28 protein-coding genes and 1 tRNA gene are annotated in these 21,303 nt (G+C 53.5%); 24 read left to right on the top strand and 5 right to left on the bottom strand.

Annotated elements, in window-relative coordinates; all coding sequences use genetic code 11:
• The first annotated feature begins 3 nt into the window (after positions 1–3).
• The 3 genes from M9H61_RS04450 to M9H61_RS04440 all read left to right on the top strand — a co-directional run bounded on the left by M9H61_RS04450 (position 4) and on the right by M9H61_RS04440 (position 2,395).
• Positions 4–714: an ABC transporter ATP-binding protein gene (locus M9H61_RS04450; RefSeq protein WP_068519204.1), complete on the top strand. Its 711-nt coding sequence runs from the start codon at positions 4–6 to the stop codon at positions 712–714.
• Positions 715–725: 11 nt separating this feature from the next.
• Positions 726–1,082: a DUF6867 family protein gene (locus tag M9H61_RS04445; RefSeq protein WP_250283629.1), complete on the top strand. Its 357-nt coding sequence runs from the start codon at positions 726–728 to the stop codon at positions 1,080–1,082.
• A 206-nt stretch (positions 1,083–1,288) separates the two neighbouring features.
• Positions 1,289–2,395, top strand: a complete 1,107-nt coding sequence (locus tag M9H61_RS04440) for a branched-chain amino acid ABC transporter substrate-binding protein (RefSeq protein ID WP_250283626.1) — start codon at positions 1,289–1,291, stop codon at positions 2,393–2,395.
• Positions 2,396–2,532: 137 nt separating this feature from the next.
• Here the strand turns inward: M9H61_RS04440 and M9H61_RS04435 are convergent, their stop codons facing one another.
• Complete coding sequence (locus M9H61_RS04435; RefSeq protein WP_068519016.1) at positions 2,533–2,952, bottom strand: MucR family transcriptional regulator; 420 nt, start codon at positions 2,950–2,952, stop codon at positions 2,533–2,535.
• A 466-nt stretch (positions 2,953–3,418) separates the two neighbouring features.
• Between M9H61_RS04435 and rpiB the strand changes: the two genes are divergently transcribed.
• From rpiB to thiL, 9 genes are all read left to right on the top strand, one after another.
• Positions 3,419–3,853: a ribose 5-phosphate isomerase B gene (gene rpiB / locus M9H61_RS04430; RefSeq protein ID WP_250283624.1), complete on the top strand. Its 435-nt coding sequence runs from the start codon at positions 3,419–3,421 to the stop codon at positions 3,851–3,853.
• 110 nt (positions 3,854–3,963) lie between these two features.
• A complete protein-coding gene (gene glyA, locus M9H61_RS04425) occupies positions 3,964–5,238 on the top strand; it encodes a serine hydroxymethyltransferase (RefSeq protein WP_068519018.1) in 1,275 nt (424 codons plus the stop codon).
• A 22-nt stretch (positions 5,239–5,260) separates the two neighbouring features.
• Positions 5,261–5,734, top strand: a complete 474-nt coding sequence (gene nrdR, locus M9H61_RS04420; protein ID WP_068519019.1) for a transcriptional regulator NrdR — start codon at positions 5,261–5,263, stop codon at positions 5,732–5,734.
• Positions 5,734–6,855, top strand: coding sequence for a bifunctional diaminohydroxyphosphoribosylaminopyrimidine deaminase/5-amino-6-(5-phosphoribosylamino)uracil reductase RibD (gene ribD, locus M9H61_RS04415; RefSeq protein WP_250283622.1), 1,122 nt, complete (start codon positions 5,734–5,736; stop codon positions 6,853–6,855). Before nrdR ends, ribD begins: the two co-directional genes overlap by 1 nt.
• 4 nt (positions 6,856–6,859) lie before the next feature.
• Positions 6,860–7,447: a riboflavin synthase gene (locus tag M9H61_RS04410; protein WP_250283621.1), complete on the top strand. Its 588-nt coding sequence runs from the start codon at positions 6,860–6,862 to the stop codon at positions 7,445–7,447.
• A gap of 6 nt (positions 7,448–7,453) precedes the next feature.
• Positions 7,454–8,608 carry a 3,4-dihydroxy-2-butanone-4-phosphate synthase gene (gene ribB / locus M9H61_RS04405; protein WP_250283618.1) on the top strand — a complete coding sequence of 385 codons (1,155 nt, stop codon included), beginning with the start codon at positions 7,454–7,456 and terminating at the stop codon, positions 8,606–8,608.
• A 4-nt stretch (positions 8,609–8,612) separates the two neighbouring features.
• Positions 8,613–9,077: a 6,7-dimethyl-8-ribityllumazine synthase gene (gene ribH / locus M9H61_RS04400; RefSeq protein ID WP_068519023.1), complete on the top strand. Its 465-nt coding sequence runs from the start codon at positions 8,613–8,615 to the stop codon at positions 9,075–9,077.
• Positions 9,077–9,574: a transcription antitermination factor NusB gene (gene nusB / locus M9H61_RS04395; RefSeq protein ID WP_068519024.1), complete on the top strand. Its 498-nt coding sequence runs from the start codon at positions 9,077–9,079 to the stop codon at positions 9,572–9,574. The genes ribH and nusB overlap by 1 nt, the downstream gene beginning before the upstream one ends.
• A 1-nt stretch (position 9,575) precedes the next feature.
• Entirely contained in the window at positions 9,576–10,550 is a 975-nt protein-coding gene (gene thiL / locus M9H61_RS04390) for a thiamine-phosphate kinase (RefSeq protein ID WP_250283617.1), read from the top strand.
• Positions 10,551–10,582: 32 nt separating this feature from the next.
• Here the strand turns inward: thiL and M9H61_RS04385 are convergent, their stop codons facing one another.
• The gene (locus M9H61_RS04385; protein ID WP_068519026.1) at positions 10,583–11,032 is read right to left on the bottom strand and encodes an outer membrane protein assembly factor BamE; all 450 of its coding nucleotides are present in this window, start codon (positions 11,030–11,032) and stop codon (positions 10,583–10,585) included.
• A gap of 166 nt (positions 11,033–11,198) precedes the next feature.
• Here M9H61_RS04385 and M9H61_RS04380 point away from each other — a divergent pair, with 166 nt between their 5' ends.
• The 8 genes from M9H61_RS04380 to M9H61_RS04345 all read left to right on the top strand — a co-directional run bounded on the left by M9H61_RS04380 (position 11,199) and on the right by M9H61_RS04345 (position 15,783).
• On the top strand, positions 11,199–11,747 hold the full coding sequence (locus M9H61_RS04380; protein WP_101246460.1) for a ubiquinol-cytochrome C chaperone family protein: 549 nt from the start codon (positions 11,199–11,201) through the stop codon (positions 11,745–11,747).
• Positions 11,748–11,763: 16 nt separating this feature from the next.
• Positions 11,764–12,345, top strand: a complete 582-nt coding sequence (locus tag M9H61_RS04375; protein WP_250283615.1) for a DUF177 domain-containing protein — start codon at positions 11,764–11,766, stop codon at positions 12,343–12,345.
• Between the two features lie 33 nt (positions 12,346–12,378).
• Complete coding sequence (locus M9H61_RS04370; RefSeq protein ID WP_250283612.1) at positions 12,379–12,609, top strand: hypothetical protein; 231 nt, start codon at positions 12,379–12,381, stop codon at positions 12,607–12,609.
• The gene (gene plsX / locus M9H61_RS04365) at positions 12,602–13,678 is read left to right on the top strand and encodes a phosphate acyltransferase PlsX (protein ID WP_206927638.1); all 1,077 of its coding nucleotides are present in this window, start codon (positions 12,602–12,604) and stop codon (positions 13,676–13,678) included. Before M9H61_RS04370 ends, plsX begins: the two co-directional genes overlap by 8 nt.
• A gap of 42 nt (positions 13,679–13,720) precedes the next feature.
• Positions 13,721–14,692 (top strand): beta-ketoacyl-ACP synthase III, encoded by a 972-nt coding sequence (locus tag M9H61_RS04360; protein WP_114113285.1) that lies wholly within the window; start codon positions 13,721–13,723, stop codon positions 14,690–14,692.
• 160 nt (positions 14,693–14,852) lie between these two features.
• Complete coding sequence (locus tag M9H61_RS04355) at positions 14,853–15,143, top strand: integration host factor subunit alpha (protein ID WP_033069712.1); 291 nt, start codon at positions 14,853–14,855, stop codon at positions 15,141–15,143.
• Positions 15,144–15,155: 12 nt separating this feature from the next.
• The gene (locus M9H61_RS04350; RefSeq protein WP_250283610.1) at positions 15,156–15,638 is read left to right on the top strand and encodes a MerR family transcriptional regulator; all 483 of its coding nucleotides are present in this window, start codon (positions 15,156–15,158) and stop codon (positions 15,636–15,638) included.
• 68 nt (positions 15,639–15,706) lie between these two features.
• Positions 15,707–15,783: transfer RNA gene (locus tag M9H61_RS04345), tRNA-Pro, on the top strand.
• 46 nt (positions 15,784–15,829) lie between these two features.
• On the opposite strand, the gene M9H61_RS04340 is transcribed toward M9H61_RS04345, so the two are convergent.
• Both M9H61_RS04340 and M9H61_RS04335 read right to left on the bottom strand, forming a co-directional pair.
• Positions 15,830–16,411 (bottom strand): histidine phosphatase family protein, encoded by a 582-nt coding sequence (locus tag M9H61_RS04340; RefSeq protein ID WP_250283608.1) that lies wholly within the window; start codon positions 16,409–16,411, stop codon positions 15,830–15,832.
• 101 nt (positions 16,412–16,512) lie between these two features.
• Entirely contained in the window at positions 16,513–16,842 is a 330-nt protein-coding gene (locus M9H61_RS04335) for a hypothetical protein (RefSeq protein ID WP_318271663.1), read from the bottom strand.
• 12 nt (positions 16,843–16,854) lie between these two features.
• Here M9H61_RS04335 and cutA point away from each other — a divergent pair, with 12 nt between their 5' ends.
• Both cutA and M9H61_RS04325 read left to right on the top strand, forming a co-directional pair.
• Complete coding sequence (cutA, locus tag M9H61_RS04330) at positions 16,855–17,211, top strand: divalent-cation tolerance protein CutA (RefSeq protein WP_250283605.1); 357 nt, start codon at positions 16,855–16,857, stop codon at positions 17,209–17,211.
• A 64-nt stretch (positions 17,212–17,275) separates the two neighbouring features.
• Positions 17,276–17,839: a septation protein A gene (locus M9H61_RS04325; RefSeq protein ID WP_068519033.1), complete on the top strand. Its 564-nt coding sequence runs from the start codon at positions 17,276–17,278 to the stop codon at positions 17,837–17,839.
• A 90-nt stretch (positions 17,840–17,929) separates the two neighbouring features.
• Here M9H61_RS04325 and M9H61_RS04320 read toward each other — a convergent pair whose 3' ends face one another.
• The gene (locus tag M9H61_RS04320; protein ID WP_250283603.1) at positions 17,930–19,132 is read right to left on the bottom strand and encodes a bifunctional 2-C-methyl-D-erythritol 4-phosphate cytidylyltransferase/2-C-methyl-D-erythritol 2,4-cyclodiphosphate synthase; all 1,203 of its coding nucleotides are present in this window, start codon (positions 19,130–19,132) and stop codon (positions 17,930–17,932) included.
• 121 nt (positions 19,133–19,253) lie between these two features.
• On the opposite strand from M9H61_RS04320, the gene ccsA reads away from it, so the two are divergent.
• Together ccsA and dusB are read left to right on the top strand one after the other, a co-directional pair.
• Entirely contained in the window at positions 19,254–20,060 is an 807-nt protein-coding gene (ccsA, locus tag M9H61_RS04315; RefSeq protein WP_250283601.1) for a cytochrome c biogenesis protein CcsA, read from the top strand.
• A gap of 215 nt (positions 20,061–20,275) precedes the next feature.
• Positions 20,276–21,286, top strand: coding sequence for a tRNA dihydrouridine synthase DusB (gene dusB, locus M9H61_RS04310; protein WP_250283599.1), 1,011 nt, complete (start codon positions 20,276–20,278; stop codon positions 21,284–21,286).
• Positions 21,287–21,303: the final 17 nt, after the last annotated feature.

Here is a 21,303-nt window from a genome sequence, read left to right as displayed (position 1 = left end):
TCCATGCTTAAAATCGAAGGTGTTCATACCTTCTATGGCAATATCGAAGCCCTCAAGGGCATTGATATGGAAGTCAACGAAGGTGAAATCGTTACCCTTATCGGCGCCAATGGTGCCGGTAAGACCACGTTGCTGATGACTTGCTGCGGATCGCCGCAGGCAAGCAAAGGCCGGATTTTGTTCGAAGGTCAGGATATCAGTCGCATGCCGATGCATGAGATCTGCAATCTTGGCATTCAGCAATCGCCGGAAGGTCGTCGCATCTTCCCGCGGATGTCGGTTTATGAAAACCTTCAGATGGGGGCAATTACCCAGGACCCGAAACATTTCGATTCGGATCTTGAAATGGTGTTTGATCTGTTCCCGCGCCTGAAGGAACGCATCAGCCAGCGTGCAGGGACCATGTCCGGTGGCGAGCAGCAGATGCTTGCGATCGGCCGTGCCCTTATGGGACGTCCACGTCTTTTGCTGCTGGATGAGCCGTCACTTGGTCTGGCACCGCTTGTGGTGAAGCAGATTTTCGAGACCGTTGAAAAGATTAACCGCGAAAACAAGGTAACTGTCTTCCTTGTCGAGCAGAACGCATTCCATGCGCTCAAGCTCGCTCATCGCGGTTATGTGATGGTCAATGGCAATATTACGCTCTCGGGGACGGGTGCGGAACTTCTGGCAAACCCGGAAGTTCGTGCAGCCTATCTCGAAGGCGGCCACTAAGGAGGTCTGATATGGAATCCATTACGGGGACCAGCATTGGCGTCACCATTGGCATGACCATCATTCTGATGGGCTTCTGTGCCTTTATGACCGGACAGGCCATCGCCAATACCTGGCGGCCGTCATACCAGCTTTTGCCGTATGCGCTGTTGCTCGGTCTTGTTGATCGTTTCATGGTCTATGCGCTGTTCGAAGGCGAACTTCTTTCGCTTTCAGGCTATATTTTTGACACGGTAATCTTGTTTACAATCATGCTGGGGGCCTTCCGGCTGACCCAGGTGAACAAGATGCTGTCGCAATATCCGTGGCTTTATGAACGCGTTGGTCCGTTTGCATATCGTGCCCGCGAAGGGGCGGATGTGCGCTGATTTTTGTGGTGGCGTTTTGCGCCACCACACCATTGCTAAATAATTGGCAATACACCAGTTTGTACTATTGCACACCAATTCAGGGGTGTTAAAGTACTAGGGAGCTGAAACCGGTAATCGGCGAAGAATATGAGCCGGTTTCGGGTCCGAAAAGATGGTTCTGTCATGGTGATGGAACCAACCTTTGGAACAGGGAGACTTCTCTAATGTCGAAAACCAAGCTCGGCCTTCTTGCCACTGCTTCCGCGCTTGTTCTTTCAATGGGTGCTGCCAAGGCTGACATCGTGATCGCGACCGTTGGTCCGATGACCGGTCCTTATGCGGCGTTCGGCGAACAGATGACCAAGGGCGCAGAGAAAGCGGTTGCTGACCTCAACGCTGCTGGCGGTGTGAATGGCGAAAAAGTCGTTCTCGAGATCGGCGATGACGCTTGCGATCCGAAACAGGCAGTTGCAGTTGCCAACCAGCTCGTCAGCAAAAACGTTGCTCTCGTTGCTGGTCACTTTTGCTCGGGTTCCTCGATCCCGGCATCGGAAGTGTATTTCGAAGAAGGCATCGTTCAGATTTCCCCGGCTTCGACCAACCCGCAGCTGACCGAGCGTGACATGGACAACGTGTTCCGTGTTTGCGGTCGTGATGACCAGCAGGGTGAAGTCGCAGGTAAATACCTGGCGGAAAACTATGGCGACAAGAAAATCGCCATCGTTCACGACAAACAGGCTTATTCCAAAGGTCTGGCTGACGAGACCAAGAAAAACCTGAACGCTGCCGGCGTTACCGAAACCATGTACGAAGCAATCACCCCGGCCGAGAAAGATTACTCGGCACTGGTGACCAAGCTGAAATCAGAAGGCATCGACGTTCTGTATTATGGTGGTTACCACACCGAGCTTGGCCTGATTGTTCGTCAGATGCGCGCTCAGGGTATGGATACCCTTGCCATTTCGGGTGATGCTCTGAACTCGCTCGAATACTGGTCGATCACTGGCGACGCTGGTAAAGGCACGCTGTTCACCGCTGGTCCGGCTCTTGAAAAAGATCCGCGCAACGCTGAACTCGTCAAATACTTCGAAGGTCAGGGTTACAAGCCGGAAGGTTACACCCTTTACACCTATGGCGCGATCCAGGCTTGGGCGCAGGCTGTTGCCAAAGCCGGTACCACTGATTCCGAAGCTGTTATCGAAGCTCTGCACAGCGGTGCAACCTTCGACACCGTTCTTGGTTCGATCTCGTTCGATGCCAAGGGTGATGTTGCTGCTCCGGGTTACGTATTCTACGAGTGGGACAACGGTTCCTACGACTACGCAAACTAATCAAATCATCCGATTTGGAAAAAGCCCGGCACATGCCGGGCTTTTTTTATGACCGGACATAAGAAAACGCCGTTCCTTTTTGGGAACGGCGTTTTCTTGTCAGCAAGACTACCGGTATTTCTGGGCAGTCTGAAAAGTTACTTCGCCTTGCGTCCAAGACCGATCTTTTTGGCAAACTGCGAACGCTGTTTGGCGTAGTTCGGTGCGACCATCGGGTAGTCGGCCGGCAGGCCCCATTTTGCACGGTATTCTTCAGGCGTCAGGTTGTAGGTCGTGCGCAGGTGGCGTTTCAGCATCTTGAGCTTTTTGCCGTCTTCAAGGCAGATGATGTAGTCATCGCCAATCGATTTACGCACAGGAACAGCGGGTTTGAGCGGTTCTTGTTCAGGTTCTTTTTCAACTTCACGAATGTCGTCAAGCGAAGAAAAGACAGTAGAAATCAGTTCAGGAATCTGCGCAGCAGCAAGTGCATTGTTGCTGACATATGCAGAAACAATATCAACGGTCATCTGCAAGAGTTCGTCGCGGTCAAGCACGCTGTTCTCAGTTTCGGCCATGATTGAAGTAACCCTTCATTTGAAAATTCACATTAAAACTAATGCACTATTCCAAACAGATAGTCAAACAACAGAAAATAACAAGGGTCATTTATCTGATGTTATCATCAGACAAGTATATAGGGGTGCGTATAAGATTATCGTAATTAGTACTTTTACGCGCATAGTTATGCAGTGAGGGCAGATATTTTGACCAATTGGTTAATATTGTCTTCGTGATTAAATCTCTAATTCTTTGCCGGGGCAGTAAAGGGACGCTACTTTGTGGTGTTTCTGGATTTCGCTTAATACTATTGCGTGTCAAATCCCGGGGCCGGGCAGGTGACAATATATATGCGTCCATCAATGCGCATATCTGGGTTTCGCAAAACTTGCCATTCTGGCCGAGCTCTGCGTTGGCAGGGACACCGCTATATGCTACAAGGCGCTCAATTTTACTCTTTGACTTTTGAATAAAGGCGCGCCGATGACCGTCAAAACCCTTGCCATTGCGTCCGACCATGGCGGCGTTGAACTGAAATCAGCCATCATCGAACTTCTGAAAGACCGTGGCGTCGAGGTTTCCGATCTTGGTACCAATGGGTCTGCATCGGTGGATTATCCGGACTTTGCACAGGCCGTTGCCAAATCGATCATTGACGGTTCAGCCGATGCCGGCATTCTGGTTTGCGGTTCGGGTATTGGCATGAGCATCGCGGCCAACCGGTTCCCGCAGGTCCGTGCTGCCCTTGTTCATGACCGTCTTTCGGCCGAACTTTGCCGCCAGCATAATAACGCAAATGTTCTGTGCCTTGGCGCACGCCTGCTTGGCGAAGCGACGGCACTTGATTGTGTTGATGCATTCATTTCGACCGAATTCGAAGGCGGTCGTCATGAAGGCCGTATTGCAAAGATGTCCTGAGCAAACATATTTCACCGCCATCTGGCATTAACCAGACCGGGCAGGGTGCGTTTGATTGTTGCCCGTCCTGTGACCTTGCCCTGTAACCTTGCATCGAAAGAGGCCCCAGCATGTCGTTCAAAGGCTTTTTCTCTACCAGCTTGTCCGACGCCGATCCGGCATTGTTCAAATCCGTCACCGACGAACTTGCCCGTCAGCAGAACCAGATCGAAATGATCGCTTCGGAAAACATCGTTTCCAAAGCCGTTATCGAAGCACAGGGTACTGTCCTGACCAACAAATACGCCGAAGGTTACCCGTCGCGTCGTTATTATGGCGGTTGCGAATATGTTGACGTTGCCGAGGCCCTGGCGATCGAACGCGCCAAGGAAATCTTTGGCTGTGAGTATGTCAACGTTCAGCCGCATTCCGGTGCACAGGCAAACGGTGCGGTCATGCTGGCACTTTGCAAGCCGGGCGATACCATTCTGGGCATGTCGCTGGATGCCGGTGGTCACCTGACGCATGGTGCACGTCCGGCACTGTCGGGCAAATGGTTCAATGCGATCCAGTATGGCGTGCGTGAAGACGACCTGACCCTTGATTATGATCAGGTTGAAGCATTGGCCGTTGAACACAAGCCGACCCTGATCATTGCAGGTGGTTCTGCCATTCCGCGCCAGATCGATTTCAAACGGTTCCGTGAAATCGCTGACAAGGTTGGCGCGCTTCTGATGGTTGATATGGCGCACTTTGCCGGTCTGGTTGCCGGTGGCGTTCATCCGAGCCCGCTTCCCTATGCTGACGTCGTCACCACCACCACGCACAAAACCCTTCGTGGTCCGCGTGGCGGCATGATCCTGTCGAACAATCTCGACATTGGTAAAAAGATCAATTCTGCGGTCTTCCCGGGCTTGCAGGGTGGTCCGCTGATGCATGTGATTGCAGCCAAGGCGGTTGCCTTTGGCGAAGCACTGCGTCCGGAATTCAAGGCATATGCCCAGCAGGTCGTCGACAATGCCAAGGCACTGGCCGAAGTTCTGGTCAAGCGCGGCTTTGATATCGTGACCGGTGGCACCGATACGCATCTGATGCTGGTTGACCTGCGTCCCAAGGGGCTTAAGGGCAACACCGCTGAAGTCGCACTTGAGCGTGCGGGCATCACCTGCAACAAGAACGGCATTCCGTTCGATACCGAAAAGCCGACCGTTACCTCGGGTATTCGTCTTGGTACGCCGGCTGGTACGACCCGTGGCTTCGGTGTTGAAGAATTCAAACAGATCGGCGAGCTGATCGGTGACGTTCTTGATGCCATGGTTGACAACCCGGAAGGCAATTCCGAGGTCGAAGCCGCTGTTCGTGCGAAGGTCGAAGACCTTTGCAAACGCTTCCCGATCTATTCCTGATCGCAAGAGCCGAGTATAGATAATGCGTTGCCCGTTTTGCGGACATACTGATACCCAGGTCAAGGATTCCCGCCCGACAGAAGAGCATCATGCCATTCGTCGTCGTCGGTTCTGCCCGGCTTGCGGATCGCGCTTCACAACGTTTGAACGTGTGCAGTTGCGTGAATTGATGGTGGTCAAAACGGACGGGCAACGCGAATTGTTCGACCGCGACAAACTGGCGCGGTCGATCTTTCTTGCCTGCCGCAAGCGTCCGATTGAAGACGAGCGCGTCGAGAAGGCCTTGAATGGTATTCAGCGACGCCTTGAAAGCAGCGGAGAAAGTGACATTTCAACCGATACCATTGGTGAAATGGTGATGGAGGCGTTGAATGCCCTCGATCAGGTTGCCTATGTACGTTACGCTTCGGTCTACAAGAATTTCCGCGAAGCACGCGACTTCGAACAATTCGTGGAAAAGATGAATGACGGGGAAGAAGAGGCGGACGCAGAGTAATGGCACCCCCCGCGTTTAGCGAAGACGACCGGCATTTCATGCGGGTCGCATTGAGCCTGTCAAAACGCGGTTTGGGAAATGTCTGGCCGAACCCGTCCGTCGGTTGCGTCCTTGTTTCAGCAGACGGCGTGATTGTCGGCCGTGGCCATACCAAGCCCGGTGGTCGTCCCCATGCAGAACGCGTTGCCCTGGATATGGCCGGTGATCTGGCCCGCGGGGCGACAGCCTATGTCACACTTGAACCCTGTAGCCATTTCGGAAAATCTCCCCCCTGTGCGGCCGGCCTGATTGAAGCCGGTGTTACCCGTGTCGTCAGTGCACTGACCGATCCGGATGATCGTGTATCGGGGCGGGGGCATGCGATGCTCCGTGACGCGGGTATTTCCGTGGATGTTGGTCTGTTTTGCGATGAAGCCAGAAAAATCAATGAAGGTTTCCTGTCGCGGGTGGAGCGCAAAAGGCCATTTGTGACCTTGAAGCTTGCCGCCACCATGGATGCACGATCGGCCACCCGGTCCGGTGAAAGTCAATGGATCACCGGCGACGCGGCACGCGAACACGGGCACCTGTTGCGGGCCAATCACGATGCCATTCTGGTTGGGGCGAAAACTGTTCTTGCAGATGACCCGACGCTGACCTGTCGGTTGCCGGGACGCGCCCATCAATCACCGGTAAGGGTTATTCTGGACCGCCGGGGCGAGGTCCCCGAAACCGCGAAACTGATCCGGACGGCATCCGAGGTTGCCACCTGGGTCGTGACATCCGGCGCAAAATTTGCCGAACTATCGGAAAAGTTTGAAAAAACTTCGGTAAAAGTGATCGAAGCCGGATGCGACGGCGATCATTTGGACCTACATGACGTCATGCAAAAGCTTGGCGATGCCGGACTGACCAGGGTGCTTGTCGAAAGTGGCGGGGCCTTGGCCGCAGGGCTGATCACTGCGCAATGCGTTGATCGTATCGTGCATTTTGTTGCACCAGCCCTGTTGGGGGATGATGGCAAGGCAATGATCGCCGAACTTGGTGTTGAACGGCTTGTTGATATGCCGCGCTTTACCCGTACATCTGTTTGTGTTCTGGGTGAAGATATCGCGGTAACTTACGATTGTAAAACGGGATAATTGCATGTTTACTGGCATCATTACCGATATCGCGACGGTGCGCGCAATCAAGAAAACCGGCGATACCCGGTTTGAATTCACGACATCTTTTGATACGTCGAAGATTGTCCTTGGGGCGTCGATCGCATGTAACGGTGCGTGCATGACCGTGATTGAGACCGGTGATGACTGGTTTGCGATCGAGGCATCGGCCGAAAGCCTTGACCGCACCACGTTGGGGGATCTGACGGTCGGAGCAAAGGTGAACCTTGAACAGGCGACCCGTGTCGGTGATGAACTTGGCGGTCATATCGTCTCGGGGCATGTGGACGGTGTCGCAACCCTGACCAAACGCATTCCGGAAGGTGATTCTTTGCGTCTGACCTTTGAGGTGCCCGAAGAATTTTCAAAATATATCGCGTCCAAGGGCTCTGTGACCCTTGAAGGTGTTTCTTTGACCGTCAATGAGGTTGACGGAAACACATTTGGTATCAATCTGATACCACATACGCAAACGCACACGACCCTGGGTTCGAAACAGCCGGGTGACCGGATCAATTTCGAAATCGATATGCTTGCACGCTATGTTGCGCGCATGCTGGTTAAGGATTGATCATACATGTCGCATCAATATCTTTCGCCAATAGAAGAAGTCATTGAAGAAGCCCGCAATGGCCGGATGTTCATTCTGGTCGATGACGAAGATCGTGAAAATGAAGGCGATCTTGTCATTCCGGCACAGATGGCAACACCCGACGCCATCAATTTCATGGCGACCCACGGGCGCGGTCTGATTTGTCTGACCTTGGAATCTGAACGGTGTGACGAGCTTGGCCTGACCATGATGAGTGCCCATAACGGCACCCGCCATGAAACCGCATTTACCGTCTCGATCGAAGCAAAGACCGGGGTTACCACCGGCATTTCGGCACCCGATCGTGCACGTACGGTTGCAGTTGCCATCGATCCGAATGCCGGGCGCCATGATATCGTGACGCCGGGGCATGTATTCCCGCTGCGTGCGCGTCCGGGCGGTGTTCTGGTTCGCGCCGGCCACACCGAGGCATCGGTTGATATCGCGCGTCTTGCCGGGTTGAACCCGTCAGGCGTGATTTGCGAAATCATGAGCGAAAATGGCGAAATGGCGCGTTTGCCCGAACTGGTGGAATTCGCCAAGAAGCATGGACTTAAAATCGCGCAGATTGCCGATCTGATCCGCTATCGCCGCAAACATGAAAAAGTTGTTCAGCGCAAGGCGACGACCAAAATCCAAAGTGTGAATGGCGGCGAATTTGATATGCATCTTTATGTCAACAACGTCACCTATGCTGAACATATCGCGCTGGTAAAGGGCGACATCAGCGATCCGGCCCCCGTTTTGACCCGTGTGCATGCACTAAATGTTCTTGAAGACGTTCTTGGTGATACCCAGGCCGGGCATCACGGGCAACTGGCCGCTGCCATGTGCCAGATTGGCGAAGAGGGGCGCGGTGTTGTTGTTCTGATCCGTGAACCGCGGCCAAACACGCTGTCATCATCGATTGCCAAACTGATCGAGCTTAATGGCGGTGATGGCGAATCCCTGCGTCAGGAACTTGCCGAGGCAACCGGTGATGCGGATTTGCGTGATTATGGTGTTGGTGCGCAAATCTTGCATGATCTGGGCATTCGCGACATGATTCTGCTTTCAAATACCAAACGCCACATTGTAGGACTTGACGGCTTCGGCCTAAATCTGGTTGATCAGCGTCCGCTTGTCGTCTCGGAGGAATAAAACCATGACCAATGCCCCCCACATTCTGATTGTGGATGCGCCATATTACACGCATATCGTTGAAGACCTTGTCAAAGGGGCTGCTGCGACTCTGGAAGCCGGTGGTGCTACGTGGGACCGTATTTCGGTGTCTGGTGCGTTCGAGGTGCCGATTGCGATCCGCTATGCCGTCCAGTCGATGGAAGAATTGGCAACCGGGCCGCGCTATGACGGGTATCTTGCACTTGGTTGCGTTATCCGCGGCGAGACGACACACTATGATCACATCTGCGAAGAAGCCAACCGTGCACTGATGCAGCTTTGCCTTGATTACAATCTTGCGATTGGCAACGGTATTCTGACCGTTGAAAATGAGGCACAGGCGCTGGCACGGGCCAAGGCGGACGAAAAGAACAAGGGCGGTGAAGCTGCCAATGCTGTTCTGCGCCAGATCGAAGTTCAAAACCATTTTGGAATACATCACAAGTAATGACCGATAAACCAAAGGCATCAGCCGCCCAGCGGCGCAGCGCAGCGCGTTTCGCCGCAATTCAGGCGCTTTATCAGGCCGAATTGTCCCAACTTTCGGCCATCGACATCGTGCGCGAATATTCCGACTTCCGCCTTGATGGTGACGGCGGACGCGACCTTGATGTCAGCAATGAAGACCTGATCGATCCGGATCGTGGTTTCTTTGCCGATCTCGTACAGGGTGTGGCTGCGCGGATGATCGATATTGACGCGCTGATTGACGGTGCGCTTGAAAAAGGCTGGACCACCAAGCGCCTTGAAACCGTCCTGCGCAGCATCCTGCGTGCGGGCACCTATGAGCTGATGGCGCGTGAAGACGTTCCGATGCGGGTGGTGATCACCGAATATGTCGATGCGGCACATTCGTTCTTTGACGAAAACGAACCCAAGCTCGTGAATGCTGTGCTTGACCGTATTGGCAAGAACCTGCGTCCTGGTGAAGCCGGGCAGAATTGATATGGCGGCGCGATCTGGCGAATTTGATCTGATCGCGCGGCACTTTGCGCCTATTGCGCAACGGGACCCGGCCGCATTGTCGCTTTTGGACGATGCGGCCGTTTTTTCGCCGCCAGCCGGGCACGAAGTCGTTGTGACGACTGACGCACTGGTGGCCGATGTCCATTTCCGAACCATCGATACCCCGGAAACAATCGCGCAAAAGGTATTGCGTGTGAACCTGTCTGACCTTGCCGCGATGGGGGCGAGACCCGGCGGGATTGTTTTGACCACAGGGTATAATCGCGACCTTTCCGAAGACTGGATTTCCCGGTTTGCCAAAAGTTTTGGCCAGGATTGCGCGTTTTTTGACGTGTCGTTGCTTGGCGGTGATACCGTTGGCACACCCGGCCCGACATTTTTCAGTTTAACCGCATTTGGCTATGTTCCAGCGGGCAGGGCGCTTCGCCGCGATCAGGCGCGCCCGGGCGATGTTATTGCAGTATCCGGAACACTTGGCGATGCCGCACTGGGATTGTCGGTCTTAAGCGGTGATTTGACGGGTGTTGCCCCAGCTATGGAAGATTTCCTTAAGGACCGTTACTGGGTGCCTCGGCCGCGGTTGGATGTGGCAAAGGCCTGTCTGGGCCTTGAAACCCGTATTGCCGCCATGGACCTGTCTGACGGGCTTGCCGGGGATTGCCGCAAGATTTGCGGCCCGTCAAAGGTCGGTATGGTCTTTGAGCTGAGAGATATCCCGCTTTCGGATGCCGCACGCGCTGTCGTGGCATCCGATCCGTCACGCTGGAACCAGATTCTCGGGGGCGGTGACGACTATGAATTGCTGATTACCGGGGCGGCAAATGACATCGCGGCCCTGGGGGATCAGGTCACGGTTATCGGGTCGGTGACCGATCAGGTTGGCGAGGTTCTTGTGCGGGGGCTGGATGGCAAAATGGCCGAACTCGCACCGGGCGGGTTCGACCATTTCAAATAGGGTGGCAACGATCAAACGTTGCTGATCAGCTTTTACTTGTTTTCGCTGAACCGGCCAAGGTTGCCAAACAGCTGCTGAAGGATCGTTATTTCACGACCGGCAGTTGGTGTTACCCGATCGGTCGGGATGACAGGCTTGCCGTCTTCAAGATCATACTGGCTCAGGATTTCGACACGGTTGGCGGCGTCAAAGCTGATCAGGATCACTTTCTGTTCGACGGTTTCCGGCTCGAAAAAGGCAACTGTTTCGGTGGTTCTGGAAATATAAAGCCAGACATTTTCGTCAAAGGCGGCAATCGTGGACGGAGAGCCAAGAATATCGGTGACATCACCCTTGGTCGATTCTCCCACCGAGATCTGTTCAAGCAGTTCTGGGTCCGGTGCGTTGCCGCGTGTGGCGATCCGCGGGCTGCATGCCGAGACATAGACAACAGCCAATCCTGCCAGCATGATCAGGGGAAAGCGGGTAATTTTGTTATGCATGAAGCTCACCAGAGCGACCCTCTTGTTGAAACCTAACCGGAATTGCCTTGAGTTTCTGCGCTAGGCGCATGATATTGCCGGGCAATGATCGGGGCAGAGATGACCCGAAAAAGATTTACGGCATTCTGCGTGCCATGACAGGAATGTCAACGAAGGAGTGTTACTGTTGTTTGGATGGCTTAAGAAAAAAGACCGCAAGCAAACTGCTGCCTTTGAACTTTACACCGCAATGGTAACCCAGGCACGCCAGCCGGACTTTTATGCAAAGCTGGGCGTTCCCGACACGATGGAGGGACGGTTTGACCTGATTCTGGTCCATGCATTTGTTCTGTTTCGTCGTTTGAAAGCCGACGAAGGGGACAAGGATCTGGCACAGAACATCTTTGATGTGATGTTTGCTGATCTTGATCAGAACATGCGCGAGATGGGCATTGGCGATGTCGGAATCCTCAAAAGGATCCGCAAGATGTCAGAATCCTATCATGGTCGGATCGTTGCCTATGAGGAAGGAGTTCAATCTGGCGCGGCTGAACTCGCCGCCGCATTGAACCGCAACCTTTATGCGGACACCGAGGTGTCCGATGAACAGCTTATGGCGATGGTCGGCTATGTGCATGATGCACTGGCGTCCCTTGCCAAACAGCCTATTTTAGATTTGCAGCGCGGTGTTGTGCATTTTCCCGATGCGCCCAAACTTGCCGTGACTGCCCCGTAATAGAAAGAAAGACCTGATGCCTGATACCTTCGCACCCGAATTTTCGCGTATCGTCAAAACGGACGAACAGGTAAGCGCGAAAGAAAAGCTGGCGATCGAAGCCAATGAAAAGGAACGCGCAGCACTCGCCAAGCGTTTCGAGCTTGTGTCCATTGACAGCCTGAAAGCGGAATTGACGATCTGTACCGCGTCGAATGGCGAAGTCACTGTGCGCGGACCGATGACGGCCGAAATCGTACAGAATTGCGTTGCGACGCTCGAACCGGTTCCCGAACTGGTCGAAGACACCATTGAAGTTCTGTTTTCACCGCATGTATCCGAAGACGACTTGCCGTCTGATCCGGATGATCTGGAAGACCTGTCAGAAGAAGAACTGATGGCGTTGCTTGATCAGCCGGAACCGTTGGTCGATGGCAAAATCGATTTGGGCGAGGTTGTGGCACAGTTTCTGGCCGTTGCCATGAACCCGTATCCGCGCAAGGAAGGTGCGGAACTGCCAGCAGCGGTCAAAACCGAAGAAGAAGCTGACGAAGAAAAACGTCCGAACCCGTTTGCACAGCTTGCCGGTCTTAAAGACAAGCTTGAAAAGAAAAATTGACGGCTGCAAACGGCCAAAAGCCTGAGAATTAGGGTGCTTGAATATGCCGGTATTTACCGGCATTTCACTTTTGGCCGGCACTATGGCGGTGCGCAAAGAGAGGATGGTCTGTATAACTGGCTCGGCTTTACCTTGTATCTGGTCGAGAATTCCGGTAATTACGGGCGTTCCGGCCACCAGTTGACCGTGCTTAGCCATATGGCTGACCTGCCGGATATCCGGTTCAGAAATTTTAGAACAACCATAAGAGAATACGTTGCCTGAACAGGTTTGCATATCACTTGACGCGATGGGAGGAGACCACGCGCCAGAGATGGTCATAGCAGGTGCTGAAATTGCACTTAAACGGCTGCCCCATCTCAAGTTTCTGATGTTTGGTGATGAAGCACGGCTCAAGCCGATGCTTGCGAAATATCCTGCATTGGAAGCCGTAAGCGAGGTTCGCCACGCATCGCAGGAAGTCTCGATGGAAGACAAGCCTTCTGTCGCCCTGCGCCAGCGCCGTGATTCCAGTATGCGTCTTGCCATCAACGCCGTGAAAGAAGGGGACGCGCAAGGTGTCGTGTCTGCCGGAAACACCGGTGCTCTGATGGCCATGGCCAAGTTTGTGCTGAAAACCGTCCGCGGCATCGACCGCCCGGCAATCGCGACATACATGCCGACCCAGCGTGGCGAGACCGTCATGTTGGATCTGGGTGCCAATATTGAATGCGACGAAAACAACCTCGTGCAATTTGCACTGATGGGCGAAGTGTTTACCCGCATTTTGTTCGGCCTTGAAAAACCGTCGGTCGGTTTGCTCAATGTCGGGATCGAAGAACTTAAGGGTAACGAGTCTGTCAAAAAGGCGGCCGCGATCCTGCGCGATATCGATTTGCCAATCCGTTTCGAAGGCTTTGTCGAAGGCGATGACCTTGCCAAGGGCACGGTTGATGTGATTGTCACCGATGGCTTTACCGGTAACGTGGCGCTTAAAACCGCCGAAGGTACCGCCCGTCTTCTGGTACATTTCCTGCGTGAAACATTCAAAAGCTCCTTCTTTGCGAAGGTCGGCTATTTGTTGGCCCGCCGCTCGTTGCAGCGTTTCCGCGACCGAATGGACCCGCGACGTTATAACGGCGCGATGCTGCTTGGGCTTAACGGTATTGCTGTGAAAAGTCATGGCGGCACCGATGCTCTCGGCTTTTCCAATGCCATTGGCGTTTGTCATGACCTTATCGTCAACAAACTCAATGACAGCATCAAAGATGAACTTGCAGCTTTTGAACAGGCGATGACCGGACTGGAAAACGTCGAGCAGGAAGTCGCAGTTCCGGCTGGTCAAGCCGACTGATAAACTCACCAACACATAAAGATAACTGGCGGTCCCCAAATCATGACAGTTCGTTCTCGCATTATTGGTTGCGGCTCATACCTTCCTGCAAATGTTGTAACCAATGATGATCTGGCAAAGCGCGTCGATACGTCTGATGAATGGATTGTTGCGCGTACCGGCATTCGTCAGCGCCACATTGCGGCCGACGGTGAAACTACCAGCGATCTTGCCTATGAAGCTGCCATCAAGGCGATGGATCATGCCGGTGTAACCGCCGAAGACATCGACCTGATCATTGTCGCGACGGCGACGCCGGACAACACATTTCCGGCAACCGCAACCAAGGTTCAGAACCGTCTTGGCGTCACGGGCTTTGCCTTTGACGTGCAGGCAGTATGTTCGGGCTTTGTCTATGGTTTGACGACGGCGGATATGTATATCCGCAACGGACAGGCCAAAACCGCACTTGTCATCGGTGCAGAAACCTTTTCGCGCATCCTTGACTGGGAAGACCGCCGGACCTGTGTGTTGTTCGGTGATGGTGCCGGTGCTGTCGTCGTCCAGGCTGTCGAAGGGGCAGGGACCATCGATGACCAGGGGATCCTTGCCAGTCGTCTGCATTCCGATGGCAGCAAATATGAATTGCTGTATGTCGATGGCGGTCCGTCTGCGACGCAGACTGTGGGGCATCTGCGCATGGAAGGCAAGGAAGTCTTCCGTCATGCGGTGACCAATCTTGCCGGTGTTATTCGCGAAGTTCTTGCTGATACGGGAATTGATGCATCTGAAATTGACTGGCTGGTTCCCCATCAGGCCAACCGTCGTATTCTTGACAGTACGGCCAAAAAATTCGGTATTTCGCCTGACAAGGTTGTTGTCACCGTTGACCGGCATGCCAATACATCGGCGGCATCGATCCCGCTTGCGCTGTCCGAGGCTGTCCATGACGGTCGCATCCAGCGCGGTGACATCGTGATCCTTGAAGCAATGGGCGGCGGATTTACCTGGGGGGCTTCGCTGGTCCGCTGGTAAAACCCCGCGATCGGATTGCAGCTTTGGGGCGGAAAAACACGGCATTTCCGCAAAAATCACAACATTCCGCCGCAAAGCAGTGTATCCTGTTGATATTGACTGATTTCGCCACCAGATATAGCCTTGTGTATAAAGTCCCGTAATAAGGAGGCGGCCTGATATGTCGGAAACAACGATTACCCGTGCGGATCTCGCAGAAGCCGTTTACCAGGAAGTAGGTCTGTCGCGGAACGAGTCCGCCCAGCTACTCGAAACCGTTCTTGATGAAATTTCGACGGCGCTGATCAAAGACGAAGTAGTGAAGATTTCCTCGTTCGGGAGCTTCTCTGTTCGTCAGAAAGGACAGCGTATCGGTCGGAACCCGAAAACGGGCGAAGAAGTACCAATCCTTCCGCGGAAGGTGCTTGTTTTCCGGCCGTCACAGGTTCTGAAAGCCAGAATTAACGCTTAAGAAAAAGAACTCATGAAAACGAACTTGGGGGCTGAGGCGGGATCAACCCGCCGTTCAGCAAAGTCTGACTCTGCTTTTCGCACAATTAGCGAGGCCGCGAAGGAGCTTGGTCTTCAGCAGCACGTACTGAGATTCTGGGAATCCAAGTTTCCACAGATCCAGCCGATGAAACGTGCTGGCGGGCGTCGTTATTACCGGCCGGAAGATATCGACTTTCTGGCAAATATCCGTTCGCTGCTTCATGATCAGGGTTTCACCATCAAAGGTGTCCAGAAGCTTCTTGATCAGAACAAGGGCAAGTTGCCGTCTGAAATTACGGTCAGTGCATCCGAAGCCGAACAGGAAAGCACAGCCGCCCACGTTGCTGGCGGTGTGGCGTCTCGTACTGCTGACGCATCGATTGATAAATCGGCATTGCAAAGCGTTCTGGGTGAATTGCAAGAGCTGCAAGGCATCCTTCGGGCGAGCCTGCAGGAAGTCAAAAAAAATCCGTAAAAATCATTTGCGTCTTTGGCGTGGCGCCGCTATTTATCGAGCCGCGCCACAGAGCGCATCTATACGGTCGGAGCGTGGCGCAGCCTGGTAGCGCACCTGCATGGGGTGCAGGGGGTCGGAGGTTCGAATCCTCTCGCTCCGACCAATATCTTCCCAACAGAAATTTGATCGCGAATGGTCGCTTGATCCGGTTATGGCATCAGACGGGCAAGTGTTTCTATTTTGCCGTTTTCCGTCGGTCTGATCAGAATGATTTCACCTGATCGGGGATATATTCCGGTCAGGGCCGTGATGTTGACCTGATGGGTTACCAACAGTGTTTTGGTACCGGGCGGCAGTTCCGACAACAAATCGGTTATTTGGCGGGTTTGCACGCTTTCTGTGCTGCGATCGCGGAAGAATGAATTCAGTGATGGCTCCTTGGTGACCGGGCCAAGGTCCAGCAATATCGCGGTATCGACACAGCGGCACCATTCGCTGCTTAGCACCAAATCAATCCTGATCCCCATTTCCCTGATTTTACGGCCGGTTTCGCGGGCCTGATCGCGACCGGTTTGATCAAGGTTTCGTTGTGTGCTGCAATCGCCAATTCGGAAATTGGCCGGATCACCGGTTCCCGGGGCGACCGCATGGCGCATCAGGGCGTGCACACCATCCCGCTTCCAGATTTCCCACGGGGCGGTGTCATCGGCCTCATTTGCCTGTAACGGGCTGGGCAGGGCGCAACATATCAGGATGGTCAGGAAAACCGGCAGAGTTCTGAACAGGGTCATGACGAACATGCATGTTGTGAACGGGGTATGTATTGATACCCCGCGCCCGGCTGATCGGATCAGTATGCTTTGGTGATTGGATGCAATTGACCGTGGTCGGTTTAATTGTCGCTGATGGCGCTTGCGACCCGGCGTCCCTCATCGGTCAGTTTGCAAATCAGCCAATCGGGTTTGACAGGGTTGTCAAACCATGGGGCCGCCCAGCCGTGTTCAATGCAGCTGCGGACAGTTTTTTCGCTGATTTGTTTGCCGTTGCCATCAAATAGCGGCAATTTACCACCAGGTTGGCTTAAGCCACGGCGAAGCCATTCAAGTTGTACGTCGGTGGGTTTCGAATGTTTTTTCCCCGTCATCGGTACTCCCCGCACCGTTATGATATGATTGGTGTCATAAACATCGTCTGTTATCCAGTGTGACGGATTATCAACCATGGAGCAATCGCAATGACAGAAACCGGATTTCAGGACAGTGAAATGTCGTTTCTTTATGTCACTGTACCGGACATGGAAATCGCACGCGTCATCGCCGGGGGTGCAATCTGTGAAAAGCTTGCTGCTTGCGCGAATGTTTTGCCCCAGATGACGGCGATTTATGAATGGAATGGCGATGTTGAAGAAGAAAGCGAACTGGTCGTGATTCTGAAGACATCACGAAACAAGGCCCAGTTTCTGGCCAAATGGGTTGAAGAACATCACCCCTATGAGGTGCCTTGTATTCTTGAAATTCCGTTGGGTCGTGGCAATCACGACTATGTTTCATGGCTACAGGGACAATTGGGAGCCGGATCACGGTTGATGTGATTGCATCGATTGTCTTGGCCCCCTAGGATGGCGCAAATTCAATTCATGAAGTGAAGTGCTTTTAATGAACCAGCTTACCAAAATGGCCCTCGAAATGGGGCCGTTGATCCTTTTCTTTGGGGTCAATGCAACGACCAATCTGATGACGGCAACGGCCGTATTTGTGGCAGCAACGGTTGTTGCGCTGATTACGTCCTATGTGATTGCCCGAACCATTCCGGTTATGCCGTTGATCGGCGGGGTTTTTGTGATCGTCTTTGGCGGCTTGACGCTGTATCTCGATGACGATCTGTTCATCAAGATCAAGCCGACAATTGTGAACCTGTTGTTCGCGGCCATCCTGTTTGGCGGTTTGATGGCGCGTAAGCTGTTCCTGAAACTGGTTCTTGAAAGCGCGTTCAAGGCAACCGACGAAGGGTGGCGCATCCTTACCTGGCGTTGGGCGTTCTTTTTTGTGTTTCTTGCCGTGGTGAATGAATTCGTCTGGCGCAATTTTTCGACCGACACCTGGGTGGCCTTCAAGGTCTGGGGAATTATGCCGATCACCATGGTCTTTGGCATGGCGCAGGTGCCGGTTCTGATGAAACATCAATTGCCGGAAGAAGAAGGCGGTTCCGCGGCCTCGTAAAAACGTCGGCCACACTGATATTCAAATACAAAGGGCAGGATCATGATCCTGCCCTTTGCTGTATCTATCGGATTTATCTCAGATGAATGATCAGCCGATCGGCAGGGCAATGCTTGCCGCGGCCTGGGCGGCAATGCCTTCCTCGCGTCCGGGAAAGCCAAGGCGTTCGGTCGTGGTGGCTTTGACATTGACGCGATCGACATCGATTTCGAGAATTTCGGCCACCTTTTCGCGCATGGCTTTGGTATGCGGCCCGATCTTGGGGCGTTCACAAATCAGAGTCAGATCGACATTCACGATGCGGCCACCGCGCTTGCGGACAAGGCCGGCTGCATGTTTGAGGAAAATATCAGATGCGGCACCTTTCCATTGCATATCGCTGGGCGGAAAGTGCTGGCCGATATCGCCGGCTCCGATGGCCCCAAGAATGGCATCTGTCAGGGTGTGCAAGCCAACATCCGCGTCGGAATGGCCGTCAAGACGTGCGGTATGCGGCACTTTGACACCGCACAGGATGCAATGGTCACCGGGTGCAAAACGGTGAACGTCAAAGCCGGTACCGGCACGGTATTCTTCCTGCTGCATAGATGCATTATCCTTGTTGGTGCTGTCGATCCAGTCGTGGGCGCGGTCAAAATCATCGCGTTTTGTGATCTTGTCATTTGCCGATGTGCCTTCGATGCACATCACGTCAAGTCCAAGTTCCTCAAGTAGTGCTGCATCATCTGTGAATTCCTGGCCTTCGAATTGTTCATGCGCGGCCAGAATGGTTTCAAAGACAAAGCCTTGTGGCGTTTGTGCACGTTGCAATGTGTCGCGCGGGATGGTTTTCGTGATCACGCCATCGCGGGATGTCTGTTTGATGGTATCGGCGACCGGCAATGTGGGAATGGCACCGGTATGGGTTTCCAGTGCCTTGATCACGCGGGTAATCACATCATCGGAAATACCCGGCCGTGCCGCATCATGGATCAGAACAATATCGGGCTTTTGTGCTGACAGTGCACGCAGGCCATTCAGGACCGATTGCTGTCGCGTCACGCCGCCGCCAACCGGCGCGGGCAGGGTGGTGATATCAGCCCCGAGTGCTGCAATCGCGCCATCATACCAGTCCTGATGTGCGGGGTTATACACCACCTGCACAAGTTCAGGCGATGTATGGCGGGCAAAACATTCGATACAATGGCCAAGCAGTGTTTTGCCGCCAAGCGTGTGATATTGTTTTGGTATTGGGTCGCCAAATCTGCTACCGCTGCCAGCTGCAACGATGACAACCCCTATTTTTTTGGTCATAAACGTGATGCCATGGCTTGTCTGAATTGCGCCGCAGGCTATCTTTCTGCGAAGCCTTTGCCAAGTCGCCATTTGGTTTTTCAAGTCTTATTGAAGTCTTGTGACAGAAACGGACCAACACATGCTTGCTGCCTATATTCATATTCTGGCCTTGCTGCCGCTGACAGCCCAGATCATGCGGGCCGAACCCAAGCGTGACATATGGCTGTATGGATCGATTTGCCTTGCGGCAGTCGGAACGATGGTCGTACTTGGTCTGAGCGGTGAGGAAGTCCAGTCGCGCGGGTTCGCAGCGGCTCTGCATTGGTCGGAACTGTCTGTCATTATGATTTTTGGCGGGCTTGTGATTTGCAAAGGCCCCCATCAGGTCTGGCGGCTAGCCGGATATATTGGCGGTTACCTGCTTCTGTTTGCGTTGCTGGCTGCGATCTTCAATCTGTTTGGCAAACATGTTCCGCCGACTGTAACCGGGCCTGCGCTTTATTCCGGATGGCTTTGGGCGCATATCGGAAGTTCGCTTGTGACCTATGCGCTGGTTACATTGGCCGCGATTGCTGCGATGGCCTATATCGTGCAGGAACATGCCCTTAAGCACCGCAAACCGACACGCTGGAGCCGCCGGTTGCCGCCACTTCGCGACAGCGAATATATGCTGGTCGGGTTTTTGAAATGGTCCGCCTGGGTTCTTATAATCGGGATCGTATCCGGCTTTGCGCTGCGTTATGTCGAAGGCAGCAGTCTTTGGGCAATTGATCACAAGATGCTTTTGACCTTACTTGGGTTTGCCACGATCTGCGTTTTGATCTTTATCCATGAAAAATCGACGCTGCGCGGGCGCATGGCCGTGCGGTTTGTCCTTGGTGCATGGCTGCTTTTGACGCTGGCCTTTCCGGGGGTACGGCTTGTCACCGGATATATTGTCGGCTAGACCCCGAAACCATTAAGCCAATAGCGTAACCGATAACGGATTGAGGCACTGTCGGCATCAGGGCGGATGAGGTGTCAGTTATCGTCTGAACTGTGGTCTTTGCATGTGATGGACCCGCGTCAGGCAACGATAATTTCCGCAAGACGCTTAGAGTTGTTGCAACTCGTAGCCAGTTTTATTAATCTGCCCAAGTTTTAGGCAATCGGATTACCTTCATGTCATTGCAGATCGGTTCTGTACATGTGCCAGAGAATGTTATTCTGGCACCAATGTCAGGTGTGACTGACCTTCCATTTCGTCAGCAGGTCCGCCAGTTTGGCGGACATCTTGTTGTGTCTGAAATGATTGCGTCAGATGCCATGACCCGCATCCAGCGACATGAAAAAGAAGTGCGCAAGATGCACGGTGATTGCGCAGCCGAAAGCCCGCTTTCTGTTCAGCTTGCCGGAACCGAGCCCGAAGAAATGGCCGAAGCCGCCCGTATGAACGAAGCGCGCGGGGCAATGATCATTGACATCAATATGGGCTGCCCGGCCAAAAAAGTCACAAAGGGCTATGCCGGTTCGGCACTGATGCGCGATGAAAAACTTGCTGCTGATATCATCAAGGCAACGGTTGATGCCGTTTCTGTGCCGGTAACGCTGAAAATGCGGCTGGGCTGGGATGACGACAACCGCAATGCGCCGTCCCTTGCGAAAATTGCCGAGGATCTTGGCATCAAGATGCTGACCATCCATGGTCGAACCCGCTGCCAGTTCTATAAGGGGGACGCGGACTGGGATGCCATTGCACTGGTCAAGGATGCTGTTTCCATACCGGTGATCGGCAATGGTGACGTTACCAGCGAAGAAGACGCCGAAGAATTGCTGCGTCGATCCGGTGCGGACGGTGTCATGGTCGGGCGCGGGGCACAGGGCCGACCGTGGTTTTTGGCACAAATATCGCACTATCTTAAAACCGGGGAAAAGCTGGCGGCTCCGAGCCTTGAGGTGCAACTGCAGACGATCTTGCGCCATTACGACGCAATGATTGATCATCATGGCCGTCAGGGTGTGCGCATCGCACGCAAACATCTGGCCTGGTACTGCAACAGCTTGCGCAATGCCACGGAATTTCGGCGTGTTGTCAACGTGTTGGATGATCCTGATCTGGTAAAAGGTGAAATTCGTGCGTTTTATGAACCGCTGATCGAAAACGAAGTCAAATACAGTCAGGAAGCAGCCTGACTGCTCGATAACAATAA

It is taken from the genome of Thalassospira sp. GO-4, assembly GCF_023588965.1.
Classification (GTDB): domain Bacteria; phylum Pseudomonadota; class Alphaproteobacteria; order Rhodospirillales; family Thalassospiraceae; genus Thalassospira; species Thalassospira povalilytica.
This window is presented reverse-complemented; position numbering and strand designations above follow the sequence as displayed.